At 36.2% G+C, this 12,778-nt stretch carries 7 protein-coding genes; 2 read left to right on the top strand and 5 right to left on the bottom strand.

What is annotated here, in order from left to right; genetic code table 11:
• Nucleotides 1–11: 11 nt before the first annotated feature.
• Nucleotides 12–1,325 (bottom strand): serine hydroxymethyltransferase, encoded by a 1,314-nt coding sequence (gene glyA / locus ACFIM6_RS02875; RefSeq protein ID WP_375611569.1) that lies wholly within the window; start codon nt 1,323–1,325, stop codon nt 12–14.
• 322 nt (nt 1,326–1,647) lie between these two features.
• Between glyA and argC the strand changes: the two genes are divergently transcribed.
• On the top strand, nt 1,648–2,580 hold the full coding sequence (gene argC / locus ACFIM6_RS02870) for an N-acetyl-gamma-glutamyl-phosphate reductase (RefSeq protein WP_375611568.1): 933 nt from the start codon (nt 1,648–1,650) through the stop codon (nt 2,578–2,580).
• A 20-nt stretch (nt 2,581–2,600) separates the two neighbouring features.
• On the opposite strand, the gene ACFIM6_RS02865 is transcribed toward argC, so the two are convergent.
• From ACFIM6_RS02865 to hfq, 4 genes are all read right to left on the bottom strand, one after another.
• Nucleotides 2,601–3,692, bottom strand: a complete 1,092-nt coding sequence (locus tag ACFIM6_RS02865; protein ID WP_375611567.1) for a COX15/CtaA family protein — start codon at nt 3,690–3,692, stop codon at nt 2,601–2,603.
• 132 nt (nt 3,693–3,824) lie between these two features.
• A complete protein-coding gene (locus ACFIM6_RS02860; RefSeq protein WP_375611566.1) occupies nt 3,825–5,651 on the bottom strand; it encodes a hypothetical protein in 1,827 nt (608 codons plus the stop codon).
• Between the two features lie 144 nt (nt 5,652–5,795).
• A complete protein-coding gene (gene hflX / locus ACFIM6_RS02855; protein WP_375611565.1) occupies nt 5,796–7,139 on the bottom strand; it encodes a GTPase HflX in 1,344 nt (447 codons plus the stop codon).
• A gap of 53 nt (nt 7,140–7,192) precedes the next feature.
• Nucleotides 7,193–7,432 (bottom strand): RNA chaperone Hfq, encoded by a 240-nt coding sequence (gene hfq, locus ACFIM6_RS02850; RefSeq protein ID WP_005773461.1) that lies wholly within the window; start codon nt 7,430–7,432, stop codon nt 7,193–7,195.
• 655 nt (nt 7,433–8,087) lie between these two features.
• On the opposite strand from hfq, the gene ACFIM6_RS02845 reads away from it, so the two are divergent.
• Nucleotides 8,088–12,647, top strand: a complete 4,560-nt coding sequence (locus ACFIM6_RS02845) for a hypothetical protein (RefSeq protein WP_375611564.1) — start codon at nt 8,088–8,090, stop codon at nt 12,645–12,647.
• Nucleotides 12,648–12,778 lie beyond the last annotated feature (131 nt).

The following is a 12,778-nucleotide window of genomic DNA, read 5'->3' as shown; positions in this document are numbered from 1 at the left end:
CCTTTGTATCCTTAACGAGTGGTAAGATAAGAGTAAAGAGGAAATTGATTCGTTATATCTTTTACCTTTTTCTCAACAGCCATTTCAACGGCATGATTATCTTCATCACTTTTTGCACTCCGAAGACCATCAAGAACTTCTGAAATCAGATGACCAACTTGAATAAACTCTTTTTCTAAAAAACCACGCGTCGTGGCAGCAGGTGATCCCAAACGAATTCCCGATGTTATAGATGGCGTTTCAGAATCAAAAGGAATGCCATTTTTATTGCAGGTAATATGAGCGCGTCCCAAAGCCAATTCAGCACGTTTACCTGTTAGATTTTTAGAACGTAAATCAACCAACAACAAATGATTATCTGTACCACCAGAAACAATATTAAAACCATTACCCTGTAATGTTTTTGCTAAAGTTTTCGCATTAGCGACAACATTGGCACTGTAACTCTTGAAAGAGGGACGCAAAGCCTCCTCAAACGCAACAGCCTTTGCGGCAATCACATGCATTAAAGGACCACCTTGAAGACCAGGAAAAATTGCAGAATTAATTTTTCTGGATAAAGCCTCATCATTTGTCAATATTAAACCACCCCGGGGACCTCGAAGCGATTTATGTGTTGTTGTTGTTACAATATGCGCATGTGGAACAGGTGAAGGATGCACGCCACCAGCAACAAGACCAGCAATATGAGACATATCAACGAGTAAATGAGCACCGATTTCATCTGCAATTTCACGGAATCTTTCCCAATCCCATAGCCGTGGATAAGATGAGCCCCCTGCTATAATAAGTTTTGGCTTACGTTCTTTTGCAAGCTGCTCAACCTCATCCATATCAATAATCTGATCTTCTTGACGCACACCATAGGAAACAACATCAAACCATTTTCCTGACATATTAACAGGTGAACCATGCGTAAGGTGACCTCCAGCATTTAAATCCAACCCCATAAATGTGTCACCAGGCTGAAGTAAAGCTAAAAAGACAGCTTGATTCATTTGGCTACCAGAATTAGGCTGTACATTCGCAAACGCAGCACCGAAAAGCTGTTTTGCCCTTTCAATAGCTAAATCTTCAACGACATCAACAAATTGACACCCACCATAGTAGCGCTTTCTTGGATAACCTTCTGCATACTTATTGGTTAAAACAGACCCTTGCGCTTCAAGGACCGCTCTTGAAACAATATTCTCTGAAGCAATCAGCTCAATTTCATGTTGTTGACGCTCAAACTCCCCTCTAATTGCGTCAAAAATTGCACCATCAACAGTTTGTAAATTATCATTAAAAAAGCGCTTTTGTGCGTCATTTTCTTGCTGAGTCATAAAACACATTCCTAACATAAAAAAATAAAGTCAAAGAACGATAACACAGCAAACCATGCAAACCAAACATTTTAAACTACTTACACTCAAAAATAATGAGGCAAATATTTATCTTATTCTTTGTTATAAAAACAGCGAAAAACTTTCCTCTCGAGAATAGTAAAAAATGAGATTACATTTCTTTTTTTACACTCTTATTTGTTTACACCTTTTACAAAAAATATCTATAATCTAAAGAAATTCAATAATTTAATGATTAAAAATAATTTATAATGTGAAAAGCTGAATATAATAGGCAAAGTTAATACGAAGGCAAATAAGAATGCTAACCAAAGTTTTTATTGATGGTGAACATGGCACAACCGGACTACAAATACAAAAACGCTTAGAAAGACGTACAGATTTAAAACTACTCTCTCTTGCTCATAAAGATCGCCATAATGTTCATCTGCGACAAGACTATCTTAATCAAGCCGATATTGCTATTTTGTGTCTTCCAGATGATGCTGCACGCGAAACGGTTCATTGGCTTCAAAAAAATAAAAACATTAGGATTATTGATAGCTCGACAGCCCACCGTGTTGCACCAGACTGGGTTTACGGTTTTCCTGAAATGACAGCAGGACAAAGAAAGCGCATCCAAGCAGCACATTATATAACCAATCCCGGATGCTATCCTACCGGTGCCATTAGTTTGATTCGCCCACTCCGTGAAGCAGGACTGCTAGACGCCGATTATCCTATCTCGATTAATGCAATCTCCGGCTATACCGGTGGTGGAAAACAGTTGATTTTACAAATGGAAAATCAATCTCAACAAAATATTCAGGGCAATTATTTTATCTATGGTCTTAATCTTGAACACAAACATGTGCCAGAAATTAAAATCTATGGACAAATCAATCAAACCCCAGTTTTTATACCAAGTGTGGGTCGTTTTCCCCAAGGAATGATTGTGAATCTTCCTCTGCATCGCCATTTATTCACAAAATCAGCAAACTGTTCTGATTTGCGCGAAATTCTCGCAAACCATTACGATGGACAAAATACCATTTTAGTTGCATCACAAGAAGAAACTGCTTCACTTCAAAGACTTAATCCAGAATGTTTAGCCAATAAAGATGGTATGAAACTGTTCGTATTTGGAAATGATCATGAAGGTATTTTTAATCTCAGCGCCATATTCGATAATTTAGGAAAAGGCGCATCAGCTGCAGCTATCCAGAACCTCGATTTAATACTTGCAAGCGACTAAACCTCCCTACCCACAAGCTTTTATTCAACAGCACAATATGCCCCTTTTGTTGCTCGCCAATGCGCAACAACAAAACACAACACGACTAATGCCATACTTTGATGAATGAGCCCCAAACTTATCGGAACCTCATGTAATAGTGTCAAAATACCTAAAAGTGCTTGGATAATAATCATAACACAGATAAGAAATGCACGACGAGAGTGGGTTGAACGGGGAACATTTTTTTGTACATAGAAAGCATGAATAGCCGAGGCAATCAATAAAAAATAAGCAAAAAATCTATGAATAAACTGAACCGTTAAGGGATTTTCGAATAAATTGAGCCAAACAGGACGATGCTGTAACAATCCATCAGGAATAATCTGACCATCCATAAGGGGCCATGTATTATAGACTTTTCCAGCATGAAGCCCTGCAACCAAAGCACCCCAATAAATCTCTATCAAGACGAGAATAACGAGCCATGCCGCAAAATATTGCACCTTTTTATTTGCTGGTTTTTCTGAATATTCTGCAAGCCCTCGAGATAAATAAGTAACAAAAATAATCACAAAACATGCCGTTATAAGATGAAATGCCAAACGATATTGGCTCACACTTGTTAAATTACTTTGTCCAATCCCTGAAGCAACCATCCACCAACCAATAAAGCCTTGAAAGGCGATAAGAATAGGCACAACAATAATCGGGAGTAAGATATTTTTTTCAACACGTTTAGTTGCCCAAAACCAAATGAGCCCTAATAAAGCGACAAGACCAACAAGACGCCCAAGAACACGATGCGCCCACTCCCACCAAAAAATGACCTTAAAAGCACTTAAAGTCATATCAGGATTAAGCAGCTTATACTGTGCTATCTGTTGATATTTTAAAAATTCCTCTTGCCATTGATCCACACCAATCGGTGGAATAACGCCATGTATTGGCTTCCATTCCGTTATCGATAATCCTGATCCCGTCAAACGAGTAGCGCCTCCCACTAAGACAATTGCTAAACAAAGCAATAAAATAGAGTAAAGCCACATCTGTATTTGTTTTCTATTTTTCTTTTGCACAGGCGTTAAAATGCTATTGTTTAATTCCTTTACTGCCATCTCTGATTGCCCCACGCTTCTCTCCAACTAAAATGCATTTTAAAATTTAAACATTAACTCTGTTATCTATTTTAGTATGTACTACAACTTTAGCAAAAAACAAGCGTACCACTATAACATGCGATACATATTTCTTTTTTACGAAGCTTATGATGCTACAACGCGATAAACAGTCTTTGGAAAGCTGTCTACCATACGCATCATCCATTCTTGTTCATTAAGAACAGTATTACAAATATAATAGTCTGTTAGCTCTGCAAATTGCTCAACCCCATATTTTGGTTCGCTTGCCATCTCTAGGATGATAAAATCATATTCTTTTTTAAATTCTTGTAATATATGAAAAATATCATTTGAAAAATCTTGTGCTGAAATAGCACTTGTTAACCCCTGAGGAAGAATATCAACCCCCGTATCATAATCACGGTAAATAACATCATGCAACTTGGCATTGCCCGTTAAAATATCACTCAGTCCGCGATGTGGGCCAATGACTTTCTCTATTTGTTGACCAGAAATATCGACCAACAAAATTGTTTTGTTCTCTTTTGTGAGATGAAGTGAAAGCTTTGCCGCTGTCCGTGCAGCTTCTGGTCCAATGATTGAAATAATGGTTGAAGCACGCCATTTCAAAACATCAGATAATCCCTCTATCGTAATAAAAGCTTCAAAATTTTTCATTTCTTGAGAGACTAAAATACTCTCATTCTTCTTAAGACCATTTTCTTTTGATCTCAAATCCTCTTCTGAGATTTGGTCTTTTTTCCTTTTAAAGCACGGATAGAATAACAATATTCCTAGCAAAAGAGTAAGGAAACTGGCCAATGCACTCACAAGAATATTTTTTCCATAAAGAGCCATAAAAGAAATTGGTGCTAACGTTGTTGGCACGACCACGTGGATATTTGTATTTTGTAAGAGAAAAGGATCATCACTCAATCTCCGATATGAATCAATAATTTTTTCTCTTCGTTGAGCAGACTTGCTCATCGCTTCATTTTGGGCATCGACTGCTGCTTTTATTTTATTTTCAAACTCGTTAAATATTTCATTCAAAGATTGGGATTGATCTTTTACAAAAAAACTCACCCTTTTTTGAAGCTGTTTTTCTAATTCCGTTGCAATAACCTCATCTGAATGAACTTGATAAACGATTTGTAAAATTTTATTTTTTAATTGATGAGAAACTGTCTCTAATTCTGCAGTCATCGCTTTAATTTGAGGATGTGTCCACCCTAATTGTGCAGCCATATGTGCTCTTTGTGTTTCCAAGAGATCACGTTTAGATTCCAGAGCAGCAATTGCTGAATTGCCTGCAATAAACGATAAAGACAGTAAAGACTGCCCATTTTCACGCATCATGTTAATCGTTGAATTCAAACTTGTTAAATGAATACGTTTTAAAGTTGCTTGCGTTAATTGCATCGAAAGATCATAAAGCTCTGTTTGTTTTACACCACGCTGAATAAAAGAATCAATAGATTTACGAAATTCCTGCACGATATTAAGGATTGCAATATTATCATATTGTTTGTCTTCTAATTTATCATTTAACAAGAATTGTTTCTGTTTTATGATTGCTTGTGAAAATGCGGAAAACCAAGTTTCCAACCCACGTTGAGCTGCTTCAAGTGTCTCGGCTTCAAAAGTAAGATCGATAAAATCACCATGACGCGATAAACGGATATTTTCATGATTTTTTTTCTTATAAGAAGCACTTAAAGAAAAATTCGAATCATTGAAGAACATAGGCTGTGAAAACAAAAAGGCGATAACATTGTCTTGCTTTTTAATTGGTAATGGCTTTCCTACAGAATCAGATAATGAAAATGTTAAAGTTGCTTGGTAACCACGGGGCTGGACAAAATAATACAACCAAATCAAAGATACACATAGCATTTGTAATAGCAAAACAATCAAAATGCTTCGCCATACGGTACGTACGAATAGTCTTTTATTACATGTAAGACTCATCTTTATTTTAACCAGCAAAATACTTCTTCATATTGTTTTATTAAGAGAAAGTAGTAACTATCCTCTTAACTTGCTGTCATATTATTTTGAGATAATAAAAATATAAAATTTAAGCACAAATGTTCAACAATAGCTTTAAAGAACTTAATTCATATTTTTTTTGAGGCTCTCTAGTTGTTTTTTTGCTTCAGAAGTAACAACCGCTCTAATGGTAATAGACCCATCATCATGCCCTTCTTGCACTATTTCCGCAGAGTTTTCATAAAACCAATCAATAAGCGACATTTCATGAGGTTGTAAAAGATATTCAATGCTTTGCACCTCTCCAAAAATTCGCTTTTCAATGGCTCTTAATAATTGATCGAGTCCATCCCCCTTAAGTGCTGATACCATGAGAGCAGGATTTAATCGCGTCTTTGCGCTTGTTTGTAAAACATTCAATGCTTGCTCATCTAACATATCAATCTTATTCCAAACTTCTATGATATGCTCCATATCATCAATATCGATATCAAGACTTGAAAGCACTTCTAAAACATCTTGGGCATGTGCTCGATGATCAAGATCTGACATATCTCTTACATGAAGAATGAGATCTGCTTCAACCACTTCTTCAAGGGTTGCTCTAAAAGCTGCAATCAAATTCGTTGGCAAGTTAGAAATAAACCCTACAGTATCAGACAAAAGAACAGTTTTTCCATGGGGAAGCACAACTTTGCGCAAAGTCGGATCAAGCGTTGCAAATAACATATTCTTTGCTAAAACATCTGCACCGCTTAAACGGTTAAAAAGAGTTGACTTTCCTGTATTCGTATATCCTACCATTGCTACAACAGGATAAGATGTTTTTTTCCTTTTTGCTCTATGAAGTGCACGTGTTTTAATAACCGTTTGCAATTCGCGGCGAATACGAATAATTTTCTCTTGTAAAAGACGCCTATCTGCTTCAATTTGCGTCTCACCAGGTCCACCTAGGAAGCCACGCCCCCCGCGTTGCCTTTCCAAGTGCGTCCAACTCCGCACAAGCCTCCCTTTTTGATAGGACAAACGCGCTAACTCTACTTGCAAAACTCCTTCTTTTGTTCGTGCACGATCCCCAAAAATTTCAAGAATCAAAGCCGTTCTATCGATAACTTTGCAATTCCATAATTTTTCTAAATTACGCTGCTGTACTGGCGTTAAAAAGTGATCTACAATCGCAAGCTCAATAGAATATTCATCTATATAACAGGTTAACGCATCTACTTTACCTTTTCCAAAGAGAGTCGCAGAGCGAGGCGTTGCAATATTAATCGTTTCATAATTAACAACTTCTAACCTTATAGCACGCGCTAACCCCAATGATTCTTTAACACGAGAAGATATAGAACACTCTCTCAAAGAGCTTTCACTTCTATTTTCTTGAAAAATCGGTATCAGAACAAGTGCGCGCACCTGTTCTGTATTCTGCGAAAATACCCCTCCTAATCTCTCATTTTCATTTATCATAGCAATCTAAGTACTTTTAAATGGGATAAGAGGTCTATCTTAAAATGATATGTTTACTCAGGACTTTCACCCTCAAACATCTGTACAGGCTGTCCAGGCATAATCGTAGAAATAGCATGCTTATAAACCAATTGCGCGTGTCCATCTCGGCGCAAAAGAACACAAAAATTATCAAATGAAGTTACAATACCCGTGAGTTTAACGCCATTGACAAGAAAAATTGTAAGGGAAATTTTTTGCTTACGCACCGTATTTAAAAACACATCTTGCAGGTGTTGTGATCGCTCTGCCATTATTCTTACACCTTTATCTAGATTGCATAAAAATATTCGTGCATGCATATCGACTGAAAAATATCCAATTGTCAACGTAGAAGCTTAAAAATTCAGCAACAAACAACTGAAATTAGAGAAAAAACGGCTCTTTAAGACAATAATAAAGTACAACTTACGAAAAGCTATATTAAATTAAAAATTTTTCCACGTTTACTTTTTTATGAGCTTACAATTCAAAGGCATACTTTTATACATCCTAAGCTATTACGGACTATATGTGATGATGAATCTGCTTCGTTTAGAATCAATAAAAGTAAGCGGACAACAACATTTATTAACGATTATCGATATTAAAGAAAGGCATTCGCACCTTACTGTATATATAACCGCTATTAAATTGTCCTTATTTCAAAGACTACCGGCTTATAAAGCTTTCTATAAACACAAGTTGTAAACAGTATTTTTGTTTTAGTTAGATTTAAATAATAAATTGTTTTTACTATATTTTATAACATTTTTAAACAGGGTACAAGAAACCGCGTTAACTTTATCTTGATAAGTTTTTAAAATTTTTCCCTAAGCATATTCCTTTCTAAATAATTAACAGCTAGTATGTAGAAATTATGTGGAAGAGGACGTATCCCTTTTCCGGCTGTAAGAGTACGAGGCGAGTATGGCACGCAGAACAAAATTGCAAACATTTGAAGTTGAAGTTGAAGAAGCCCTCACAAAAGCTATGAACTTTGATTTCGATGACACAGGATTTGAAACGATATCATCCAATAATTCTGAAAATGTTGTTAATGTCGATGATCTGATTCAAAAAATTGCAATGGCAGAAGAAGAATTTTTTGCTGAAAACGGTACGTCAACTTTTGTTTCTAATATTCATGATGAAGCTGTTATTGATAAATCCGTTGTTGAACAGCTTTTTGCTCCAAAACCTTCACCTGATATTTCAGGTGGAACTGTTCATAATACATTATTGCCTACAAAACTTCTTCCCGCAAATGATGATATAACAACCCCTGTAAATTTTGGACCATTCAAGCAGCGTTCTTCCTCTCGAGTCTACTGGTATACAACAGCGCTTAGTGCTTTATGGGCAACGGGAGGAGCTTTTATTGCGCACAAGCTCGCACCTACCGGACTCAGCTCCTTATCCAATATCAGCACTTTTGTTACCTCCCCAACAGGACTTGCTTTAGCAGCCGGAACAGCAATTCCTATCCTTATATCTTGGGGCGTTGCTCAATTAACAAAACGTTCAAACGACTTGCATAATATTGCGCTTCTTATGACCAATGCTGCACAGCGCCTTAGTGAACCACAACATCTATCTGAAAAACAAGCTATCGCTATAGGGCAAACCATTCGTGAAGAAGTAGCGGCAATGAACGAAGGTATTGAACGTACTCTCGGACGTGCTGTTGAACTTGAAGCAATCATACAAGGTGAAGTTCACAATCTAGAACAAGCCTATGCTGAGAATGAATCACGCATTCACACATTAATCAAAGAATTGAGTAACGAACGCATAGCCATTTTGAATCATGCAGATCGCGTACAATCAACAATTAAAGGAACCCAAGAACAACTGAGTGATGAATTTGGTTTGGTTACCTCTAACATTGTAACCAATGTTGAAAAGCTTGCACAAACCCTTTCTCAAACTTTACAAAAACAAGGCGAAGACCTCGTTGAAAAACTTTCCTATGCCGGTGATGGCGTAACAAATCAGCTTGTTGAAAAATTTAACAAAACAACAACACAAATTCAGCAGAAAAACACGGAATTTTTTCATGAATTAGGAAAAAACTTCGATGGCTTTGCAAAACGATTTGATCATAATGAAAAACAAATAGAAAAAACTTTTAATGAAACAGCTGAAAAAGCAGAAGTACATGTTGCTAAAATTGCAACACATATACAAGCAGTAACAGATCAAACTTTGCACGCTGTTGATGAAAAGTTTAAAGCCTTGGATAAAGCTCTTATTGATCGTAATAATCAATCTCTACAGAATTTTGATGAGAAGATCTTAAAGCTCGACGACCAAGCACATAAACTCTCTTCTAAATTTGATAACGTAACCTCGCAAGCAATTGGAGCCTTTGAACAACGTTTAGCAACTGTTGATCTTTCTCTTAAAGAACATAGTGATTCCATCATTGATTCCTTTATAGAACGCAGTCAGGCTTTAGAGGATAATGCTGAAAAACTTGGTAACTTCTTGGAAGCTCATGTCTTGAAAATAAATGAGAACCTCCAAGAAAAAACAGCAGACATTACCCATGCATTTACAAATGGACGTGAAGCTATTCTTTCTGCAATTGATAAAAGTAAGGAAAGTCTGAGAGAAGAAATTCAATATGTCGACAATGCCATTGTTGATATCATACAAGAACGTTCACAAGATTTTAAAGTACAACTTTCTGATCAACGAGCTCTTATGGCAGACATGCTCGATAACGAGAAAAATAAAATTGCGGATACATTAAGAAATCAAATTGATGTTTTGTCCCAAAATACTTCTCATATTGAAAAAGTTTTGGCTGATAATGTTCAAGTCGTTGATAAACAAGCTGAAAATCATATTACAAACATCATTCAATGCACTGAAAAGTTACAAGATGTCATTGTACAAAGTTGTAATACAACCCAAGATGCTTTAGAAGCACAAGCGAGAAATATTGATATCCGTGCCGATGCTCTGCGCGATTCTTTAGCGATTAATAGTTTTTCTCTCAATGAAGTTCTTGCCGATCAAGCACGCACACTTGAACAACGCATGGAAACAATCCATAATCTCATTGCAAAAAGTGATATACGTGTCGATGTTGCATTGAAACAACAAATAGATTTAGTTGAGAGTGCAATTGTCGCCAATAATAAAAACATTACTGAAACGGTTCAAGATCATATCAAAAACCTTGAAAGCCATGCCGAAATTTTAAAGAATACTCTCTCTCAATCGAGTGGTGTTTTCTTTGAAACCCTTGAAACACGTATGGAATCATTCGATACAGATCTAGAAGATCGTGCACACAAAATTTTTGAACGGACAACAACGCTAGAGGAAACATTATCTGAAAAATTTAGCCAAATCTGTGAAGCCATTGATATGCAAACATCTGTTATTGAGGAACGTTCTGACACATTAAAAACGTCTCTCATGATTAATAATGAGCAAAGTCAGATAATTCAACAAGCGCTGGAAAGCAGTGTTGACAATATGCGTGTAACCTTAGAAGACTCTGTTAATACAGTGACAGATAACCTGCATAATAAGATTATAAAAGCTTCTGATATTCTTTCTTCTACGAGTGAACAAATTCTTTCATCTGTTACAAATATTACTGCACAAGCAGAAAATATTCTCTCAGAATCAGGCAATCGCATTGTATCAAATGTCAAAAAAACTGTTTATGATACCAGTGAAAAAGTTCTGTCAGTTCTGTCTGAACAAACAGCGCATACTGTCGAAGCTTTCGCAACAGCCAGCCATAATGCACAAGCATTATTGAATGAAACTATTCACACATCAACAACAGCAATAGAACAAGTTCTTAATGAACGCTGTGATGTTCTTCATCACTCTATGCAAAATCTTAAAAATAATTTAGGATATCAGCTCTCTGATGTAACGAGCCGTCTGGAAGATGCTGGAAATCAAACAACAACACAAATTTCACAACATGTTGGAAAAATAACAGAGCTTACAAATCACTTAAATCAAGCAGCGCAAAATACGACAGAATCAATTGATTCTTTAACACAGCATATCGGTGAACAACTCTCTCTTTCCACACAAGATGCTGAACAAAGAATTTATGCACATAATGAATCTTTAGTGAATAGCTTAACCAAAGCTAACTCTGAAACACTTCAAACAATAACGATTATGAAGGAAGAGCTTGTTAATAATGTCTCATCCATCTTAACACAGTTGAATCAATCAATTTACAATTTTCACGAAAATAGTAATGTTTTATTATCGGTTGTTCAAAATATTGATGGGCAGTTTAATGAGAGTACGAATAATTTTTTCCGCAACACGGACCAAGTAGCAGAGCGTTTGTCAGCTTCAAATCAAGCGCTCAATACTAATGTTGAAATTCTGCAAGGACTTTCAAAGAGTACCTTTGAACAAATTAATCATATAACGAGCAGTTTTGGTGAACATGCAAAGACACTTTCCCAAACTATTCATGTTCTTGAACAGTCTGAAAATTCACTTAGTGCAACACTTGAAGAAAAACATAATACGCTTTCTGTATTAAGCGATGCTCTTGTTTCAAAGTCTCATGAAATTAATCAAATGATTGGGCATTATGAAAAAATCTTCAACTTAGCACTTGAACGCTCTGATAAGAATGCGCGTAACTCCACAAATTCATTCCAACAATCACTTAATAAGCTTGTTAGTGAAGCATCAACGCGTTTTTCAGAAGCAGCAGAAGATATACGTCGCTCCGCTGATGAAGTTCGTTTAGAGCTTTCAAAGATTAATAATGATATCAATGAAAATGTAAAAAAACTTCCAGAAAAAACAAAAGAAACAACGCAAACAATTCGCACAGCTTTGAATGAACAGATTACAGCGTTACAAGATTTAGTCAGTGTTATACAAAATGATCAAAAGAGCGCACAAAAACAGCTAATGTCAGCATTTCCTACATCATCAATGTTTAATCAAAAAAGTGACAGTTCCACTGAGTCTGTTAAAAAGATTGTGCCACCTAAGCCTATTTTGCAACAAGATCAAAGCAAAAAAAGACCAAATAAATGGGTATCAAATCTCTTAGAAAGAGCTTCACGTGAAGAAACATTTTATGATGCTCCCCCTAGTGATGATGTTTTAACATCAGTGCAAACAAAACCATCTCCTGCAAACTGCTCTCTTAATTCATTAGCTTCTGGTATAGTGCAAGCTATTAATCACAATGCCATTGTTGAGCTATGGGATCATTATCAACGTGGACAAAAAAACATCGTAACAGAACGCCTTTATACCTTAAATGGACAAAAAATATTTGAAATGATTAAGAAAAAATATATGAGCGATTTTGGGTTTAAACGTTCAGTGAATCAATATGTTACAGATTTCGAAAAGCTCTTACGTGATATATCGCGCAGTTCTGGCTCTTCCAACTCAGTTCGCAAGTACTTGATATCAGATACCGGAAAAGTTTATACTATGCTTGCTCATGCAAGTGGTCGAATCCAATAACAAATAAGAAAGTGGAAAAAGATATTTTTTCCACTTTCTCTCTCCAGTTGTTTTAATGGCTCATCATAGAATGCTTTTTTTTCAACTGTAGCTTTGTACTTCAAAGGTTGGGATAATTGGGCATGCGGTTT

It is taken from the genome of Bartonella sp. AA9NXGY, from assembly GCF_042196845.1.
GTDB lineage: Bacteria > Pseudomonadota > Alphaproteobacteria > Rhizobiales > Rhizobiaceae > Bartonella.
Note: the sequence above shows the minus strand (reverse complement) of the source record. Positions and strands in the feature narration are given on the sequence as shown.